Annotated in this window: 16 protein-coding genes; 6 read left to right on the forward strand and 10 right to left on the reverse strand. The window is 45.4% G+C overall.

The genetic code is table 11. The annotated features are described in order from the left end of the window. Nucleotides 1-63: 63 nt before the first annotated feature. Entirely contained in the window at nt 64-2,346 is a 2,283-nt protein-coding gene (gene metE, locus H735_RS26035; RefSeq protein WP_020197891.1) for a 5-methyltetrahydropteroyltriglutamate--homocysteine S-methyltransferase, read from the reverse strand. 264 nt (nt 2,347-2,610) lie between these two features. On the opposite strand from metE, the gene metR reads away from it, so the two are divergent. Continuing rightward, complete coding sequence (gene metR / locus H735_RS26040) at nt 2,611-3,522, forward strand: HTH-type transcriptional regulator MetR (protein WP_009706929.1); 912 nt, start codon at nt 2,611-2,613, stop codon at nt 3,520-3,522. A gap of 22 nt (nt 3,523-3,544) precedes the next feature. On the opposite strand, the gene H735_RS26045 is transcribed toward metR, so the two are convergent. The 3 genes from H735_RS26045 to H735_RS26055 form a co-directional block, all read right to left on the reverse strand. Continuing rightward, a complete protein-coding gene (locus H735_RS26045) occupies nt 3,545-3,745 on the reverse strand; it encodes a DUF4250 domain-containing protein (protein WP_009706930.1) in 201 nt (66 codons plus the stop codon). Between the two features lie 184 nt (nt 3,746-3,929). Beyond that, nucleotides 3,930-4,640, reverse strand: coding sequence for a hypothetical protein (locus tag H735_RS26050; RefSeq protein WP_020197892.1), 711 nt, complete (start codon nt 4,638-4,640; stop codon nt 3,930-3,932). 88 nt (nt 4,641-4,728) lie between these two features. Beyond that, a complete protein-coding gene (locus H735_RS26055; protein ID WP_020197893.1) occupies nt 4,729-7,185 on the reverse strand; it encodes an EAL domain-containing protein in 2,457 nt (818 codons plus the stop codon). Nucleotides 7,186-7,598: 413 nt separating this feature from the next. On the opposite strand from H735_RS26055, the gene H735_RS26060 reads away from it, so the two are divergent. The 5 genes from H735_RS26060 (at nt 7,599) to H735_RS26075 (ending at nt 12,737) form a co-directional block, all read left to right on the forward strand. Beyond that, complete coding sequence (locus H735_RS26060; RefSeq protein WP_020197894.1) at nt 7,599-9,962, forward strand: YgiQ family radical SAM protein; 2,364 nt, start codon at nt 7,599-7,601, stop codon at nt 9,960-9,962. A 319-nt stretch (nt 9,963-10,281) separates the two neighbouring features. Further along, complete coding sequence (locus H735_RS26065) at nt 10,282-10,764, forward strand: hypothetical protein (RefSeq protein WP_020197895.1); 483 nt, start codon at nt 10,282-10,284, stop codon at nt 10,762-10,764. Nucleotides 10,765-11,080: 316 nt separating this feature from the next. Continuing rightward, nucleotides 11,081-11,374: a hypothetical protein gene (locus tag H735_RS31750; RefSeq protein WP_020197896.1), complete on the forward strand. Its 294-nt coding sequence runs from the start codon at nt 11,081-11,083 to the stop codon at nt 11,372-11,374. Between the two features lie 62 nt (nt 11,375-11,436). Next, nucleotides 11,437-12,291: a hypothetical protein gene (locus tag H735_RS26070; RefSeq protein WP_020197897.1), complete on the forward strand. Its 855-nt coding sequence runs from the start codon at nt 11,437-11,439 to the stop codon at nt 12,289-12,291. Further along, the gene (locus H735_RS26075) at nt 12,288-12,737 is read left to right on the forward strand and encodes a hypothetical protein (protein WP_020197898.1); all 450 of its coding nucleotides are present in this window, start codon (nt 12,288-12,290) and stop codon (nt 12,735-12,737) included. The genes H735_RS26070 and H735_RS26075 overlap by 4 nt, the downstream gene beginning before the upstream one ends. Nucleotides 12,738-12,855: 118 nt before the next feature. Here H735_RS26075 and H735_RS26080 read toward each other — a convergent pair whose 3' ends face one another. From H735_RS26080 to H735_RS26105, 6 genes are all read right to left on the reverse strand, one after another. Then, nucleotides 12,856-14,178: a CoA-disulfide reductase gene (locus H735_RS26080; RefSeq protein WP_020197899.1), complete on the reverse strand. Its 1,323-nt coding sequence runs from the start codon at nt 14,176-14,178 to the stop codon at nt 12,856-12,858. 76 nt (nt 14,179-14,254) lie between these two features. After that, the gene (locus H735_RS26085) at nt 14,255-15,661 is read right to left on the reverse strand and encodes a cation:dicarboxylate symporter family transporter (RefSeq protein ID WP_020197900.1); all 1,407 of its coding nucleotides are present in this window, start codon (nt 15,659-15,661) and stop codon (nt 14,255-14,257) included. 40 nt (nt 15,662-15,701) lie between these two features. Continuing rightward, nucleotides 15,702-16,085, reverse strand: a complete 384-nt coding sequence (locus H735_RS26090; RefSeq protein WP_005434996.1) for a RidA family protein — start codon at nt 16,083-16,085, stop codon at nt 15,702-15,704. Nucleotides 16,086-16,109: 24 nt separating this feature from the next. Next, the gene (locus tag H735_RS26095) at nt 16,110-16,778 is read right to left on the reverse strand and encodes a helix-turn-helix transcriptional regulator (RefSeq protein ID WP_005434997.1); all 669 of its coding nucleotides are present in this window, start codon (nt 16,776-16,778) and stop codon (nt 16,110-16,112) included. A 552-nt stretch (nt 16,779-17,330) separates the two neighbouring features. Beyond that, nucleotides 17,331-19,427 carry a methyl-accepting chemotaxis protein gene (locus tag H735_RS26100; RefSeq protein ID WP_020197901.1) on the reverse strand — a complete coding sequence of 699 codons (2,097 nt, stop codon included), beginning with the start codon at nt 19,425-19,427 and terminating at the stop codon, nt 17,331-17,333. A gap of 389 nt (nt 19,428-19,816) precedes the next feature. Next, the gene (locus H735_RS26105) at nt 19,817-20,221 is read right to left on the reverse strand and encodes a GtrA family protein (RefSeq protein ID WP_020197902.1); all 405 of its coding nucleotides are present in this window, start codon (nt 20,219-20,221) and stop codon (nt 19,817-19,819) included.

A 20,221-nucleotide genomic window follows, 5' to 3' on the forward strand; every position in this document is an offset into this window, starting at 1 on the left:
GTTTAACTGATCGGCATTAAGGCTCAATGTCCTCGCTTTTTTATTTCCATTCGCTAATAATCATTAAGCGAGCTCAGTGCGTAACTTTTTCGCGGCTGAGACCAGATTTGCTAACGCCGCCTCTGTCTCAACCCAGTTTCTCGTCTTCAAGCCACAATCTGGGTTCACCCATAAGCGCTGCACCGGCACCTTCTCTGCTGCCTTCTTCAACAGATCTTCAATCCACTCTTGTGTTGGAATGTTCGGTGAGTGAATGTCGTAAACGCCAGGGCCGATTTCGTTTGGATAATTAAATTCTTCAAACGCTTTGAGTAATTCCATGTTCGAGCGAGATGTCTCAATGGTAATGACGTCCGCATCCAACGCCGCCACCGAATCAATAATCTCATTGAACTCGCTGTAACACATGTGGGTGTGGATTTGAGTTTCCGGTTTCGCGCTTGCCGCAGAGATCTTAAACGCATCAACTGCCCATTGCAGATAGGCTTTGTGGTCGCGTTTCTTCAAAGGTAGTCCTTCTCGTATTGCAGGTTCATCAATCTGGATAATATTGATGCCTGCATCTTGTAGATCAGATACCTCATCGCGCAAAGCAAGCGCTAGTTGGTTTGCTATTTCCTTACGAGTGATATCTTCTCGCGGGAATGTCCAACATAGTATTGTCACCGGACCTGTGAGCATGCCTTTCATCTGCTTGCTGGTTAATGACTGCGCGTAGGTAGACCATTCAACTGTGATCGGCTTTTCGCGTTCAATATCTGCCACAACAATGGCTGGTTTCACACAACGAGAACCGTAGCTTTGTACCCAACCAAACTTTGTGGTTTGGAAGCCAGCCAAGTTTTCGGCAAAGTATTCCACCATGTCGTTACGCTCTGCTTCGCCATGCACCAAAACATCAAGGTCGAGCGCTTCTTGGCGTTTTACCGCATCAGCAATATGACCTTTTAGCGCTTGGTGATACTCAGTTTCTGAAAGCTTGCCTGTGCGATACGCGCTGCGCTGAACACGGATTTCACCCGTTTGTGGGAAGGAGCCAATAGTCGTTGTCGGAAGTAGCGGCAAATCAAGCACTTCAGCTTGGTGAGCGGCACGCTCAGCATATGGTGCACTGCGCTCACCGAGTGACGCGGTAATGCTATTCAAACGTGCCTGTACTTGAGGTTTGTTCACATGAGTGGCTGTCTTACGATCCTTAATTGGCTGGCTGTAAGTATCGCAAGCGAGAATGGCGTTTGGGTCACCATCGAGCGCACGCCCTAGCAACGCCACTTCCGTCACTTTTTGCTTCGCAAACGCAAACCAACTTTTCACTTCTTCACTCAAAGAAGGTTCGAGATCGAGGTCGACTGGGCTGTGTAGCAGTGAGCAAGAGCTCGCAACCCATAATCGGTCGCCAATTTTCTCTTTAACGGGTTGTAAACGTTCCAACTGTTTGCTTAAGTCAGTACGCCACACATTACGTCCATTCACTACACCCGCGGACAATATCCAATCCTCTGGCAACTTAGCGACAACTTCATCCAGTTGCTCTGGTGATGCAGACAAATCAATATGTAGGCCATCCACCGGCAGTTCAATAATCTTATTCAGCGTATCGCTAACAGAATCAAAATAGGTCGTCAGTAAAACTTTCACATCGCTGCGAATCACCTGATACGCGAGCTTGAATGCGTCTGCCCATTTGTCTTCAAGTTCAAGTGAAAGAATAGGCTCATCAATCTGCACCCACTCGACACCCAAACTTGCCAGCTTAGAGAGAATGGCTTGATACGCAGTCAAAATTCTTGGCAATAGCGTTAGGCGGTCAAAGCCCTCTTCCACTTCTTTGCCCAAATACAGGTAACTTAATGGCCCAAGCAGAACCGGCTTCACTTTATGCCCTGCTTTAATCGCGTCGTTCACTTCCTCAAACAATTGCGGCCAACTGACTTCAAATGAATCGTCCTTACTGAATTCAGGAACAATGTAGTGATAGTTAGTGTTGAACCACTTCGTCATATCAGAGGCGGCCGCTCCTTTGTAATCACAGCTAGCTTGAGACTGCCCACGGCCAACTTTGAATAGCGTGTCTAGATCTGGAAACCCATTGGAGTGACGCTTCGGGACATGCCCAAGCAGCAAGGTGGTCGTAAGCACATGATCGTACCAAGCAAAGTCACCAGCAGTAGCGAAGGTTAAACCCGCTTCCGTTTGCGTGTTCCAGTTCTTCTCACGTAATGCAGCACCAACTTGTTTGAGTTCGTTTTGATCAATTTCACCTCGCCAGTATTTCTCCTGAGCAAATTTGAGTTCGCGTTTTTCACCAATGCGTGGGTAGCCAAGAATATGCGTTGTCGTCGCCATGTCCGTATTCCTTATTCAGTGTCTGATGTTTGAGTCAGAACATCGAGTATGAAACTCACCAAGATGTCTGGATGGCTAAAACTATCTCTCTGACAAGCGAATTGAACAACATCCAATTATTCAACTTGTTTATTAAATAATTTCATAGTGAGGGATCTCACTCGCACTCAATCAAAACAAATGGACGTCTAGACGTTTACATATCCATTTTTTATCGGTAAGTTAATAAAGCTCATGGCAGACACATAAGGATGAATGGGATTCATGATAGAGTTGAAACACTTACGTACCCTCACCTCGTTACGAGATACCGGGTCACTCACAGCGACAGCGACAGCTTTGCATCTGACGCAATCAGCCCTTTCTCACCAAATCAAAGATCTCGAATCTCGTATTGGCGGTCAGCTATTCTTGCGTAAAACTCGCCCAGTGAAGTTTACGTCTGAAGGTGAAATCTTGCTTCGACTGGCCGATGACGTCTTGCCAAAGCTTGCCAGAGCCGAGAACGAGCTCGCGAGCCTAAAAGAAGATGTGAATGGCCGCTTGCACATGGCAATCGAATGTCACTCTTGCTTTCAGTGGTTAATGCCTGCGCTTAAGGAGTATCAGATCACTTGGCCAAGCGTCACGCTCGACTTCTCGTCCGGTTTTGGCTTTGAGCCTCTACCTGCATTACTCGCTGGGGAACTTGATTTAGTGATCACTTCCGACATTCAGCCTCGCTCTGAAGTGCACTACGAACCGTTGTTTGATTTCGAAATGCGCTTGATCACGTCCACCAGCCATCCCCTTGCCAATAAAGAGATCATTGAGCCCGAAGATCTTGCCGATCAAACCATGCTTTCGTATCCAGTTCAGAAACAAAGATTGGATGTGGTGAAACACTTCTTACAGCCAGCAGGTATAGAGCCAGCAAAATGGAAGCAAGCAGATAACACGCTAATGCTCGTTCAAATGGTGTCAGCGGGATTGGGCGTCGCGGCATTGCCTAACTGGGCTATTTCGGAGTTTTCGCGTCAAGGACTCATCACCAGTAAGCCGTTTGGTGATGGATTATGGCGTCGCTTGTTTGCTGCGACACGAAATTCGGAAAAAGATAAGCGTTACTTACAAGCCTTCTTTGCAACCGCGCGCCAACAATGCAAAAGCCACCTTGACGGCATCAAGATGGCTTAAAAATTCGGAAAGCGAGACGAATTTAACGTTCGTAAGATTTGAATTGATTAGTGAGTGGGTCGTATTGATAGCCAAGCATATCAAGCTTGCCCACTAGCGATTCCACATCCATTTCGTACATGGAAACGAGTTCTTCAAAGCTGTCGCACTCTAAGCGCAGCTTTTCATTGACGATACCCAGCAAAATAATGCTGTCCCAGTTACTAACATTGCTTAAGTCCATAGCGACACTCCTCTAAGACAAGGTATTCGGCCTAAATTCTGTTGAGCACATGCGTCTTGGCGCACTCTAAACGAATAGAGGCTATATCTAAAGCGTAGACTTAATCGGATAATTTGAAAGTGAGCTCGGTCTAAATCCCGAGCTCATTAAGCAGAATTCTGAGAGGATGTAAGGTCACTTAGGCTTATGCGCCAAGCAAGAATAGACCTTGAAGGCTGGTCATTGAAGCAAGAGCCAGTAATAGCGCCGCCGCCAACTGAACTTTATTCGGCGCCTTGTGAGTAAAGATATGCCAGCACCACACGACAATGGCCATAATCAGCATCGCCAATGAAGCTAAGATGTGTTGCGTCACTGAGTTTAGCGTCGCTTCATCCAATTGATACGCCGAGAATAAGGTCATCACGACCAACAACATACCTGAAACTACGCCAGTCACAGGCAAAATACGGTGGAAAGCTTGCAGACGGCTGCGTGCAATAACCAGAAGCAGCTGAGCGAATGCCGCACCCAAGAAGAAGATCATCAACGCCATCGAAGCCGAGGCTGCCCAGTGCGGTTGCTCGAGCACTTGAATGCTCACATAAGCAAACGCTAAACCGTTAGCAAGGTGCAGCGCCCATAGTGGACCTTTTTCACGAGTCTTTTTAGTCTGAACTTGAGAGTAGAAATAGAAGATCGCGAATACGACCATAAACGCTTCAATACGTAGCGAAGCCACTGCCAACCAAAGAATACCAATTGATGGCAACATCTTATGCAGACGACCACGTTGACCCGGACAGATATCGCCTTTAATCAAAAGCAAAGTCAACAGCGCTTGCGCGCCAAACAGCATTGGAGGAAAAGTTAACAGCAGTTGTTGAATCATGTTGAATGCAAACTCAAAAGTCATTTTGGGATGGCGATAATAGCAAATCGCCTACCGCCAAACCACCTAAACACAACATGGCTTTTGGTTATTACTTATGGGTAAGCATCCATTACAGTGAGGCCAAATAACTCAACACATCCTCTTGCGTCAACAAACCGCGATATTCGTTTTGCGAGTCACATAAAATCCAAGGGAACTTAGTGCCTGCTTTTACTAAAGCTTTCACTTCAGAGACCGGTAGGTTTGCATCCACTCTCTCAAGCTCTGTATTCATCACTTGGTTCACTGGTCGCTTCCAAATACGATTCTCTCGTTCCGATTCCAGATCCGTCCCCATCGCAGGTGTTAAATGCAAATTAACCTGTTCCTTCGTAATCAGACCAACACAGCACTTTTCATTGATGACGACTAGTGGTGCGTCTGGGCTAAGATTCATATACTCAACCGCCAATGATAATGGCTCTCCGGGGTCTAAACGCCTCACATCACGATGACTCAGTGAAAGTAAAGATTCATCACGTGTTGGCTTGATGACTACCCCATTAAATCGCTTCTTGTGACATTGCGGCTTATCCAACAAAACCACAGGAATGGCTTGAGAAAACAAGAACCCCTGCATGTAATCTACGCCAACACTGGCAAGCACTTTTAGCTCCTCTTCTGACTCAACCCCTTCGGCAACCACTTTAACATTCAGCTTATGGGCGAGCTCAGTGATCATCTTAACGATGCTGTATTTTGTGCTGCCCTCTTCGATGTTCTTGACGAACTTGCGGTCGATCTTGAGTAGATCAAACTGGCCTTTTTCTAGATAGGAAAACGAAGAATATCCCGTACCAAAGTCATCAATCGCAATCTTAATGCCCTGCCCGCGCAATTCTTCCAACGCGACTGTATGCTCTTGGTCTTGTTCGAAGTACGCGGTTTCAGTCAGCTCAATGGTAATACGGCTTGGGTCTACACCACTCTCTGCAATTAAATCTAATGAGCTTTGCAGAACTTGAAGGGAATCTAATTTGGTATTTAACGAGCGGTTGAGTGTTAAGCCAATCTCTTCACCATAGACTTTTTGAATATGAGGCAATTGTTTGAGTGCGGTTCTGCACACTACGTCATCCAGCGCAGCGATCAACTCTAGGTCTTCCACCACTGAAATCATCTCTTGTGTATCGTAAGTTTTGTTCTGATGGTAGAAACGAGCTAACGCCTCAAACTTCACGATTTTTCCAGTGCGAGTTTCAATAATCGGTTGAAAGTACACATCCACCAATTGGCTCTCAATTTGGGTTCTCAAAAACGCTTCCAGATGATGACGCTTGACCAACTCATCATGCAAGTCACTGTTGTAAAAACTAAAGTAACTTTGGTCGCCTGTCGGTGCAGAGACCATCGCTTGCGCGGCATGCACCAAAGCTTGTCTTGGATTATTGGTATCGTAACCCAGTACTGATACCCCTGTTTGACCTTCTACAATCACATCATGCATGCTCGAACCCAGCTCACTTCTTAGTTCAACAAAAAAGCCTCTTAACGCAATCTGAATCAGCCTCAAAGGACTAAGCCATTGACAGCGAGGCGTCTGCAAACAAACGACAAATACATCTTTGGATAATTGACCGGCTATGCTCGCGTGTCGACTACGCATCATGAAATCCGCTAAACCGAGCTGTTGCTCAAGCAAGTTTTTACGCGAGAAATTAGGACGTAACGTCATGACGATGTTCAAATCTTTGTTGCCATTTTCTCTTGCTAGATTGGCAAGCTGAGATTCGAATTCGTCACGAGGGGGAAGAAAGGCCGACCATTGTTGAGCTTGTTCTCCCGCTTTTTTCATCCAAAGCAGAGAAGCAGAAATATCCGTCGAAAAGCCAAGGAACAGTGTTCGGCCAGAGGTAAAATTAAGACGATAGATACACAAATGGTGGGCTTGATTACTTCCGTTTGAAGCACGACTTAATAGATTGCCACTCCAGTAACCCTCTTGGCCAATCTGCTCCCATATATCATCGTAGAAGGCTTTACTGTGATGGTCCGAGCTAAAAATGTTGGTTTTCAAACCGACAATATCGCGATTTTCATACCCCATTTGTTGCTCAAAAGCACGGTTACAACCAAGGATTCGCGTCTCTTGATCTGCTACTAAGATACCTACGTTAGGTAAATCGAAGATGGTTTCGAGGATTTTTGCCAATTCCTCACAACCCGTGATACTCAATTGTGGAATAACATTGCCTTGAACGATGTGATCATTCAGGCGTTCAAAACTCATGTCGACATGAACCAACATGGCCTCATTTGGCATCAAACAACAAGACAAATTGCCATGCCCGCCATCTCGTTCAATTTGCGCTATTTTTTCCCGTGCGACATCTTGTTGGCCTAGCAACATGTGTTCAAGCAAGTCGTCCAATCCGCTGATGGGTTGCTTTAAACCGAAAGCGGCCATCATGCCCTTCTGGTCACATTCAAATTCTCGGGTCTGAATATCGTAAGACCAATCGATAACCTGAGAATGACCGGACGCTGGCTGCACCTCTCCTTGTGCGATAGACAATAGTTCACTCATTACCTAGCCCCCTATTTTTATCAGCCATTGCCTCTTTTTACTGATTACCCATGGTGTCGCCTGATTTTGCTGTAGTTTTATGATTGCAAAGTGGTCATACACAATTTAGAACGTCACGGCGTTCGGTCAGTATTCAGAGTCAAAATGACGTATGCATTAGTATGCACTTAAATAAATTATAGGAAGAGTTTTCAATAAGCACACCATTGCTTATCAATAAATTTTTACCATTAGCAAAGCCAATAACCACAAGGCTTTGAAGGACATAACGCAGTAAAAAACACCAATGCAATTGCGAGTAGTTTTCATCTACGAATAAAACTTACTGAACTAAGCTTGATAAGGGAACTTGGGTATAGATACCTGATTATCAAATCGTTATAATTCGCGCTCCCTGGAACAGAGAGCAAAATATGACCAACGACATTACTCCTATTCATGAGTACAAAAAATACTGGGCTGAGTGTTTTGGTACGGCACCCTTCTTGCCGACCAGTCGCAAAGAAATGGACGCCCTAGGATGGGATAGTTGTGACATTATCATTGTCACGGGTGACGCGTATGTCGACCACCCGAGCTTTGGTATGGCGATCATTGGCCGTCTATTGGAATCTCAAGGTTTCCGTGTCGGTATCATTGCTCAACCAGAATGGCAAAACAAAGATGCTTTCATGCAACTTGGTAAGCCAAACCTGTTCTTCGGGATCACTGCGGGCAACATGGACTCCATGATCAACCGCTACACTGCTGATAAGAAGCTTCGTCACGATGATGCTTACACACCTAATAATGAAGGTGGTAAACGCCCAGATCGTGCAACTTTGGTGTACTCACAACGTTGTCGTGAAGCCTACAAAGGCACACCTATTGTTCTTGGCGGTATTGAAGCAAGTTTGCGTCGTGTGGCTCACTATGACTACTGGTCAGACAAAGTTCGCCGCTCTGTTCTGTTCGATGCAAAAGCTGACATCCTATTATTTGGTAACGCCGAGCGTGCTCTTGTCGAAGTAGCGCACCGTTTAGCCGATGGCGAAGACATCACCAACATGACCAATATCCGTGGTACTGCGGTGAACTTACCTGCAGAACCAGAAGGTTACACGGTTATCGATTCCTCTCGTATTGAGAAACCTCGTAAAGAAGCGTTCGTACCTAAGAACCCATACGAAGTAGAAACTCAGTGCGACACCAAAAAAGAAGAGCCAGAAGCGAAGCCAATTACGATTCGCCCATCACGTCATGATGCTGCGAACACCGCGGTGCGCTTACCTGCCTTCGAAAAACTAAACAACGACCGTATTCTGTATGCGCACGCAAGTCGTGTTATGCACCTAGAGACCAACCCGTACTCTGGTCGTGCCCTATTGCAGCGTCATGGTGACCGCGAACTTTGGGTAAACCAAGCGCCAATCCCGTTGACGACAGAAGAGATGGACTTTGTATTTGGCTTGCCTTATGCGCGTGTTCCTCACCCTATGTATGGCAAAGCAAAAATCCCAGCTTACGACATGATCAAAACCTCGGTTAACATCATGCGTGGCTGTTTTGGTGGCTGTTCTTTCTGTTCGATTACCGAACACGAAGGCCGCATCATTCAAAACCGTTCTCAAGATTCCATCATCAACGAGTTAGAAGAGATCCGCGACAAGGTTCCAGGCTTTACCGGTACGATTTCTGACTTGGGTGGCCCAACAGCAAACATGTACCGTCTTGGCTGTAGCGATCCAAAAGCGGAAGCAAACTGTCGTCGCCCTTCTTGTGTGTTCCCAGGTATCTGTAACAAACTGAATACCGACCACAAACACACCATCGATCTTTACCGCGCAGCTCGCAAAGTAAAAGGTGTTAAGAAGGTCATGATCGCATCTGGCGTACGTTATGACCTTGCAATTGAATCACCAGAATACGTGAAAGAGCTTGTGACCCACCACGTAGGCGGTTACCTGAAGATTGCACCTGAGCATACCGAGAAAGGCCCACTGGATCTGATGATGAAGCCGGGCATGGGCACTTACGATCGCTTTAAAGAGATGTTTGAGAAGTACAGCGCGGAAGCAGGTAAAAAACAATACCTGATCCCTTACTTCATCTCAGCACACCCAGGTACAGAAGACGAAGACATGCTGAACTTGGCACTATGGCTGAAGAAGAACAACTTCGAGTGTGACCAAGTACAGAACTTCTACCCATCGCCAATGTGTAACGCAACGTCGATGTACTACTCAGAGACTAACCCTCTGAAGCGCGTGAAATACAAACAACGTGAAGATGTGCCTGTGGCGAAAGGTGAGCGTCAGCGTCGCCTACACAAAGCCCTACTTCGCTACCACGATCCAGCGAACTGGCCAATGATCCGCGAAGCGCTGATCAACATGGGTAAAAAACACCTGATTGGTGATAAGCCAAACTGTCTGGTTCCTGCAGAAGACATTGATGCGCAAACACCAGCACAGCGTCGTAAGTCTGGTCGTCACGGTGCAAACCGTTTTGCGACCAAACACACTAAGAACCAACCGGGCTTCGGTGGTCACTTAAATAAACGCTCTGAAGGTGGCTCTCGCAACGGTAAGCCATCTGGCAACCGCAACGGTTCAGGTAAAGCGCAAGGCGGACAAAACGGCCAAGGTCGTGGCAACCAAAACGGTCAGCGTCCTAATACGGGATCACGTCCTGGTAGCAACAACCAAAATCGTTCAAACGGTGCGGGCTCACAAGGTCAAGGTCGTCTTCAAGGGCAAGGCAAACCAACGGGTCAACGCAAACCTAAACGCCGTTAATTCAATAGAGCTTGAACAGTAAACTTGAATAGAAAAAAGGGCTTCAGAGGTAACTCTGAAGCCCTTTTTTTGTCTTTCGTTTGTAACTATCACTGCGATGCCATTAAGAACTGCACACTACAAACTACCCCCTCCAAGAGCCGTCTTTCTAGAGCATCTGATTATCCCTTTCTATAATCGGATTAAGGTAAGCGAGCACGTGATATCTAGTCATATAGAAGATTGCAAGAATACAAATTACTGAATTGACGCAACATTGACATAATTGATTTAAATCAATTTTACTGTGTTTCGCATAATTAAAACAGGAAGTCTAAGTATGTCAAACAAGAACTATGTAACCACCTTAATGCTGTTGTGTGCCTTTGCCTCGAGTGCGAATGCGGAAAGCAAAGATGACATTGATAACATAAAAAATAAAATCGGCGATATCCAAGATAGCCTCTCTCAATCGCAAGACACCATGCAATTCGTGAGATCGGTTTCTGGGTCAACCTTTGTGCCGGAACCGAAACACAGTAAAGATATGCCTTCTTACAGTTACTTCACGATAGAGAGCTACGACATATTCAGCAGCCCTTCTGGCAAGCGTATGATTCAAGCCGTTATCACCAACAACTCAGGCGGTGGTATTAAGCTCAAGACATCTCAAATCAAAGCGTACTTTGGTGGCCAAGTGTACTTATCCCCTTCTTCGATTGAGCAGGGCGATAAATTCGCTCAAGGAGAAACGAAGTCCGTCACTTTGCATTTTGGTGAGAATAGCGCTTCTATCCTTGGCCTGATGACCAGAAACTACTAAGCGATTTTGGGGCTAAAGCTTCCCTCCAAAAATCGATGGTAATAAAACTGATGCTCTAAACTTCATATTCCCTTTTTAAGCCATCAGCTTCCCCAAAAATCATCCTAGAAACAGATACAAGTGAGGCTCCAGAGGTAACTCCGGGGCCTTTTTGGAGTTATATAGGTTTTGTAATCTAGGTGCTATCTAGACAATCACTAACGGTACATAAATCACACATCATTTGTTTTAGTTATTTCGCTTACGTTTTTAGGCAAACCGGAGATTCCTGTAACGTTACAATTCTCTCACCCAAGCCAAAAATCTGGTGCCAAAAATGAGCAACGAGAAAAGTATATTTCCCGAAGGATCAATTGCATACGAAAACGAACAAAAGAACGCTTGCCACACAAGTCATTCTGAAGCTGAAGAACAAACATTTTTCCCAAAAACTTCAATAGCCTATGAGAATGAAACTAGAGCTAACCGAATAACTCCTGGCGTTGGCAAAGGATTCCTTACTCCCCAGAAAAAAAGCACGTACTTTACTACCCCACAAAAACCTGTAGCCAATATCAGTCCTGAAAACATGTATTGGCCTCCCTACGACTTTATGTCTGGGAATATATAAACACGAAAAAGCTGCCTGACGAGACTCTTCGACAACAATTGGTAGGAAACCAAGAACATGTGATGTATTTGACATTAGATGAAGCGTTTAAAGTTTTACAAAGTTGGGGTTGGAAAGATACTCATAGCACTTGGAAGTCAATGACAACCTCCACAGGGGCTCAAATACTCATCAATTATGGCGTCAACGGTAAAGATATCGTAACAACTTCGATGGTTATCGCTCAGTTTAATATTCATGGGCTAAAAGCTACCAAGTTGGGACTAAAGGCAACCTTTGGTATGAGGATGGCAACATATTACAATCAAGTTGGCACAGAGATGATTAAGTTGTCAGGGTACTCTGGATTAAGAAGAATTTTAACAGGTACAACGTATAGACTGGATAACCCCAAAGTTGTGCAACTCGGTATTGGAAAGTATGGTCTCGCAAATTCAATAAAATCTGGAACCGTTTTAACCATTTATGTCGCAGCAGGCTTCAGAATTCTGGACTATGCACTCAATGACGAGGTATTTTTAACAGACTTAATCGGCTCTTTAGCAGTAGACATAGTGAAGATCGGAATATCTTCTGCGGTTTCAGCAATTGCCGGATCTCTTATGCTAACTTCTGTCGCTCTCGTTTCTGCACAACTCGCAGTTGTTGTTGTTGCAGGGTTAGTAACATCCATTGTATTAAATGAGTTAGATAAACACTATGGTGTGACTGAAAGGGTCATTGAGTTGCTCGAAAGAGCAGAGCAGGAAGCCGTTGAGAAAGGAAAAGAGCTACAAAAAAGCGTTAAAGATAGTCTTCTTGACCTTACAGCAATGTTTATCGCGGATGCCTTAGAGACCGGAAAAGAAGTCATCGAGTCTGAAATAAAACAATTTATTCGCGAGTCAATAAACGACCTAGTACCAAAAACAATATGAATAACAGCCAAAAATCAAACAAAGAAACGTACAAACTTTACCCAGGAATTTTGCTATTAATAGGTTTATCTGGTTTCTGTTTTTACTTTGGATATCAAAAAATTCTAACGCTAGCTTCTCAAATTGGCGACGTTGCGGTCTACTCAAGGTTTGACTTAGCGATGATTCCATTTGGCTTGGTATTACTTGGAGGGTTAATCAGTGCTTTGTTTTTTGCATTTAAAAAGAAACGCTGGGATGAAGTATATGGAAACGGCTTACAATATTTGATCTTAGGTTCTCTTGCTGTTGCTATCGTATTGACTCTGATAACCCCTTCGATTTATCAGGCACGCTATGAAAATGCGGGTCTGAAAGAGTGCTCTCGCTCCCCCGAAGGCTACCTACCATTCTTCGCAACTAAGTTTGCTAGAGAAGAATCCCTTTGCATCGAAGTTTCTAAGTAAATTGATAAATCGATACGCGCAAAAATCTGCTTAATAATTCACAACAAGCATTAAAAAAGGGCTCCAGATATTACTCTGGAGCCCTTTTGTTTTGCCTGAATGATCTTGGATAACTAAATTATTTCGCTACGTTGCCTGCAACGTTCAGCGCATCCCATGTACGTGCGAATGGTGGTGCATAGCAGAAGTCCATGTAGCCTAGTTGCTGTGTGGTCATCTTCGCTGTGATGGCAACAGCGAGTGCGTTGATTCGGCCTACTGCGCCCTTCTTGCCCACGATTTCACCGCCAAGCAATACATTGGTTTCTGGGTGGTAAACCAGCTTCACTTTAATGTCTTCTTGACCCGGGTAGTAGTCGGTTTGGTTCTTATCTGAAATGGTTGAAACCTTCACTTCCAAACCGTGTTCTTTGGCTAGAAGTTCCGATACGCCTGTGCATGCCAGTTCGTAGTCCAGCACTTTCAAGCAAGATGAACCCAAGAAGCCACTCATGTAAGTGTCTTTGCCTGCAAGTTTGTCAGCCATCATGCGCGCTTGTTTGTTCGCTGTGGTTGCAAGTGGAACATACACTGATTTTCCTAGCGCCATGTGGTGAACCACTGCACAGTCGCCGACAGCGTAAATGTGTGCATCTTCTGTTGCGCCAAACTCATCCACTAGCAATGCGCCGTTCGTTGCTTTTGGTAACTCGAATGCTTCTGTGTTTGGTTTGAAACCAAGTGACATGATCACAACGTCTGCTTCAACATTGCCGTTGTCGGTTTCTACGATGTAGCCACCCTGCTCCGCGTCGCGAATGGCTGATACGCTACAAATGGTTTTTAGCTCAGCGCCAGATTCACGAATCGCACCTTCTACCACTTCAATCATTTCTGGGCTGAACTGACGGCTCATCACGTGTTGTTCACGCTCGATGATAGTGACGTGTTTGCCTAGTAGGTGCGCTGCATCGAACACTTCTAAGCCGATAAAACCGCCGCCGATAACGCAAACGCGTTGTTTGTTGCTGTCCTTAAGCGCTTCTTTTACTGCCAAACCATCTTCCATGCTAGTTAGCGTGTATACGTGTTCTGGGTTGAACTCACCGAAAGATGGCACGATTGGGCGTGCGCCAGTGGCAATCACTAACATATCATAATCGATGGTGCTTTCTTCACCTTGGTGGCGAACTTTGATCTGCTTTTCCGTGCGGTCTAGTGCCACCATTTCGGTTTCAATGCGTACGTCTAAACCAGATTTAATCGCTTGTTCTGGCGTACGAGAAATCATGCGCTCAGTGTCATCAAACATGCCACCAGCAAAGTAAGGTAAACCACACGCACCGAACGAGATGTAATCGCGCTTATCCAGCACAATCACTTCATCCCGTGGCTGATTACGTTTGTATTTCGCTGCGAAACTCATACCTGCAGCGCTACCGCCTACGACAACAACTTTCATATTTATTACCTAGATAACCTGAACTCAGGAAAAACGGAGAGCACCCTCGTTGGGTGCTCTTTATTAAGTTTGGAAATTACACTGCTGCTTCTTTCGTTACTGTTGCAGTAACGTCAGCATTGTATTGCTCAGTGTTTAGTGAGCCATTCTTCTTCGCGGTTAGTACACCTGACAACATTGAGCCAGAGATGTTAAGCGCGGTACGAGCCATGTCGATAAGCGCTTCGATAGAAACCAGAATCGCCACAACCGTAATGTCTAGACCCATGATAGTTAGCACCGCTACTGCTGCGAACGTTGCACCACCACCAACACCTGCGATACCGAATGAAGCAATCGCGATTACAGCAATCAGTTGTAGGATGAAGCCTAGGTCAACTGGCATGCCCATTACTTGAGCCGCCATGATAGCTAGCATTGCTGGGTAGATACCCGCACAACCGTTCTGACCGATACTGGTACCGAATGTTGCAGACATGTTTGCTGTTTCTTCGTCCACACCTAGACGTTGAGTTTGAGTTTCAACGTTTAGTGGGATTGCCGCCATGCTTGAGCGAGAACCGAAGCCAAATACTAGCACTGGCCAGATTTTCTTCATGAACTTCGCAGGAGACAGACCGAACATAGACACCATCACGAAGTGGATAGCGAACATTACACCGATTGCCACGTAGCTTGCTAGTAGGAAGCGACCCATTTCTGCTAGTGCGAACAAATCGTTTGTCATCATGAACGTGGTCATCAGAGCGAATACACCGTAAGGCGTCAGCTTCAGAATCTCACGTACCATTGAAAGTACGACTTCTTTTGCAGAGTTGATGAAATCAACGAAGTTTTGCACTTTCTCAGGCTTACGGTTTTTCACTTGCAGGATACAGTAACCAAGGAACATACCGAACAATACCGTTGATAGCGTCGACGTACGTTGAGAGCCCGTTAGCATGTCAAAGATGTTGGTTGGGATGATAGACAGCGCCATACCTGACAGGCCGCTGCTCGCCATCGCATCTTGGGTTGCAATCAGAGAGTCACCACGCGCTTCGATAGCGCTGTTAGTGCCGATAGTGCTGACTAGCGCGTTAGCATCGATACCGAATAGGTAAATACTTGCGATGCCCACTGCCGCAGAGATAGCACAAGTGAAAAGTAGAATACCGATGATTTTTGGTGCGATGCGCGATAGTGCACCACCGCCTTCTACGTTCATGATCGAAGAGATCATCGCCACAAATACTAGCGGGATTACGATCATTTGTAGAAGCTTGATGTAGCCTTTACCGAACACAGAAATCAGTTCAGCAAAACCTGCCGTTGCAACGTTGCCTACACCGAATACGAGCTGAATCGCACCGCCGAATAACAGGCCAGCAGCAAGCGCACTCAGTACGCGGAAGTTAAAGCTTTTCTTTTGTTTTTTGAAGTTCGCAAGCAATGCGTAGAACCCAAAGAACAGGATGCTCAATCCAATAAATGAAACGCTCATGAGAATCTCCTATTGATACCCATTTATGTCCGAAAATCGGTTACTTTTTGTATGCAATGGCTTCAACTTCAACCAATGCGTCTTTTGGTAGTCTTGCTGCTTCAACACAAGAGCGAGCTGGTGCGTTTTCTGTACCAAATACCTCTGTGTACACTTCGTTAAATGCGGCGAAGTTTTCCATATCTGATAGGAAGCATGTCGTCTTCAATACTGTGTCTAGGCCAGCACCGCTTGCTTCTAGAACCGCTTTTAAGTTTTCTAGAGACTGACGAGCTTGCTCTTTGATACCGCCTTCAACAAACTGCATGGTTTCTGGAACCAGTGGTAGTTGGCCTGATGTGTAAACCATGTCGCCGTAAGACGTACCTTGAGAGTAAGGACCGATAGCGGCAGGTGCTTGTTCAGTGGCAATGATCTGTTTCACGATATAACTCCTAAGTTATTAGTTTTATTCTGATTTAAATTCACGGATAAACTTGTAGACCGCCTGACGGCTGATCCCAAGTTGCTCTGATACTTGTGTGGTCGTCTCTTTTAGCTCAAACACGCCGTTATCAAACAAACAACGAATAATGGCTTTGTTACGACCTTTTGCGGAAACCGTCTCGTCTTGATCCACCTCTTGCATGGCAGCGCTCAGTGCCTGCTTAATCACGTCGTTCGCGTTATTGCTGAAGGTTTCACTCACCAAGGTTTGCGATACGTGACACTGTGGCATCAGCGTCTTGACGATTTCTGGGAATGGGAAAGATAAGTTCATGTTGATGCACAGCATGCCAATTGGCTTTTGCTCCGGGCCAGCCAAAATGCACGTGGTCGATTTCAGTAGCGAGCCATCGGCAGCATTGGTGAAATAGCTCTTCGGAGAGACTTCGCCCGTTTTCTCGAATGTGCTCCACATACGTAAGCCCAAATCGGTGATTGGCGAACCAATTTCACGCCCGGTATGATGACCATTCACGATCTTCACGACTGAATTTTCTAGGCTTTCAAATGAATGAATAACCACTTCACAGTACGGTCCGATCAAATCGGCAATCGTGTCTGCTAAACGAAAGTAGTTGCTTAAACATTCTCTGTCTTCGTCGGTGAATCGAACTTGCTTTACACTCATCATTTCGGTTTACATTTTTGAACTCAATGACTGCAAACTACTCCTTTCGGGTGAGTTCAGCAATACAGAGTAAACTTCTGTAAACCTAAAAAATACGCTTAAAACACCAACAGATTACCAAGAATTGATCGAAATCACGCACAATAGTTGAACAAGATCACCAAAAACATATGAGTCAGGTTTAATTTCTTAAACCACATCAAAGTTTAAATATTTAAAATCAAAGATTGCGTTTTTGAACACTTTAATGATCTAGAACAAGTTCCAAAACCCAGTAAAAACCGCGTACGGTAATAATCAATTTGAAGCGCAACTTGATTTATAAAATCGGCGTCAATTACAGCACTCTCAAAAAGGCATTAGATGAATAAAACATCACCATGCACACTTCACTTAATTCCGTTCCATGCCTATAAGACGAAGTCATTTTCAAAAAGACGCAACGAAAGAAGGAAAAGTTGAATTGAATAGTTTGGGTTAGTGTTATCGGCACCAACAAAAAAGCCGAGCGCATAATGCACTCGGCTTGTAAGGGAGACTCAATAAAAGAGACGATTAAGACAGCTTGAACTTACTCAGTTCGCCGTGAAGATCGCTCGCTTTTACCGTCAACTCGTTGCTGATTTCTACTGAAGAAGTCATCGTATCCATCACCTCTACCGCCGTGTCGTTGATGATCACGACGTTACGGTTAATCTCTTCCGATACTGAGCTTTGCTCTTCTGCTGCCGAAGCGATTTGGTTGTTCATGTCATTGATGACTTCAATCGCTTGGTTGATTTCAGACAGAGCCAAATGCGCTGCTTGAGTCTCGCCCTTAGTATCGATGGCTTGTTTTTGGCTTTGCTCCATCAGCACTACGATAGATTGCGTCTCTTGCTCTAGTCGAGCTAGCATAGCGCGGATTTCTTCTGTCGAGCCTTGAGTACGATTGGCCAGATTACGAACTTCATCGGCAACGACTGCAAAGCCTCGGCCTGCCTCACCTGCGCGAGCCGCTTCAATTGCAGCGTTCAGAGCCAATAGATTGGTTTGTTCTGCAATACCACCGATCTCGCTCAGAATGCCTTGAATCGCCGTGCTGGAATCGACCAAGTTCTGTGTTTGTTGCTGCGCATCGTTCACTTGCATTGCCAAGCTATCTACCGCATTTGCAGCATTATCCATGCGTGTCATGCCGTTCAAGCTGTTGCTTTGTACTTGGCTTGCAGCTGCTGCCGCTTGAACCGCTGAGTTCGCGACCTCTTGCGCTGTGGCACTCATTTCATTGATCGCGGTTGCTAGCGAGTTCACCTCATTTACTTGAGCATTCAATTGGTCACGAGAAGCTGCGGCACGCGTCTGGCCTTCTGTGGCGTTCTTATCGACTTGGTCTGCCGTTGCCATCACAGTCAGCAGCATCTCTTGCATACGCGATAGGAAAGTATTGAACCAATGCGCCAGTTGCGCGGTTTCATCTTTGCCTTTCACTTCAATGCGGTAAGTCAGATCACCCTCACCTTGTGCAGCGTCTTTGAAACGTTCAACCAAGTTGTTCAAAACTTTACCAAGCGAGCTTGCAATAAATGCCATTGCAGCAATGCCTAGAAGAGCAGCGATGATCCCCGCCCAGATACCTTTTTCAAGCGCTTCTGAATTCTGGTCATCACTCCATTGTTGGTAGTCGTCGACGCTTTTTGTAAGGTGGTTGCTGGGAACTGACACCATGACTACCCACGGTGCATCACTCGTATCGATAGCCGTGATCGCGTATTCATCACCACCAAAGGTCACCAAACCTGCGCCATCACGTTTCGCAATAGACTGGATGTTTGACCATTCTGCAGCAAGCTCAGACGATACTTTCTTACCGACCATATCGGCGGCACGGCTGTTCGCGAGCGTAATGCCTTTCCAAGACGTGATAAGGATTTTGCCTTCGCCATCAAATAAGTTATGCGCAAAACGTTCACTCTGGCTTTGCAGCTCATGCAGCGACAAATCGAAGCCCAAAGAACCGATGATTTTGCCATCCTGCTTAATGGGTTGGCTGATGGTCGTGATCAGCTCTTGTTTGCCTCTTACTGGATAGAAGTAAGGCTCCATGACAAACGTCTTGCCCGTTTCGTAAGGCATAAGGTGCCAATCATCTTTGCGCTCACCATTGCTGTTGAGTTCTGTATTGCTGAAGCTTTCCATGGCGACCGCATCAAAGCTATCGTGCTCGTTAGGCGAGAAAAACGGCGCAAGATAACCTTGGCTGTTAAACCCGTCTTCTGCGTTGAACGTCACTTGCTGTGGCCATGTTTTATCTTGCCAAACCATGTAGCCAGCAAATACGGCTTTATTTTGAGCCTCTAGCGCGGCAGTAAACTGTTTAACAATAAGGTCTGCGCTTGCGTTACGTTCTGCGCTTAACTCAATAATAGAGCGCGCTTGCTTTAGATTTGCCAAAACAGGATCAAGCTGGTTAGCGATATTCAAACCTTGCTGAATCGCAGTATTTTGCAGATCTGTGTTGGTCGCATGGGTCAATTGCGCTTTCACTTTTTCGTTAATTTGCTTGTTCACATCCGTGAAAGCGTTGGTGGTCATGCCCATTGCAATCAACAAAGTGAAAGCCATTGCTCCACCCGCACTCACTGCAATTCGCGTACGTATACTGTTAAACATATTAGCCTCTATGACTGATGATAAATTGGCGTTAGCTTTTGAAATTTCGTGGATTTTAAACAACAGAAGTGAATAGAAGACGCCAAAACATGAACAGAAAGAGAACAGAAAGATCTGCATTATTAACAGAGTTACGGCAGAGAGCGGTTTTATATTTTCTAAGTATGAGCCGCACAATAAATAAAGTGCATCAGAAGAAAGCCTAAGCTCTTGTATTTATAGAACTTAACCCTTAATAATAAAATGGTTTTTATATGAAAATAGAGAGATATCAGAGCGCATGGATAGAAAGAGACAGATTACTCAATACGTGACATAGGTCACACTTAAATTTCATCCATCTCCCTGTTTTAAATGGAATTATCGTCACTCTCGACAACTCATCCTACTTACCCTTGGCGAAACACCCATTTTGCACTGAGAAAATAATTGCTCACCATGCCTGCCAATATGCCTAAGATCAAAGCCAAATAGACCATCACTCCTTGCGTCCCTAACGAGAGCGTTACGCCTTTGAACACAATAAAGTTCGGCAAAGCACTGATACAGGCACTCGCCATAAATTTTTGCCATTGAGCGAAAGGGTTGGTTTTTTCTGCTTGAGAGAAAGTCAGCCAGCGATTGCCAAGCCAAGTCGTGGTTGCTGAAAACAAAAATGCTATCCCACGAGCCAGCATCAGCTCCAGACCAAACCAATGGAACAACACAGAAAAGATAAGGGTGTCGATCATAAAGCCGACACCACCTACCAGAGCAAACCTTTCTAACGAAGCAAACTTTGTTAATTTGCGCAT

It is taken from the genome of Vibrio owensii CAIM 1854 = LMG 25443, from assembly GCF_000817815.1.
In the GTDB taxonomy this organism is placed as follows: domain Bacteria; phylum Pseudomonadota; class Gammaproteobacteria; order Enterobacterales; family Vibrionaceae; genus Vibrio; species Vibrio owensii.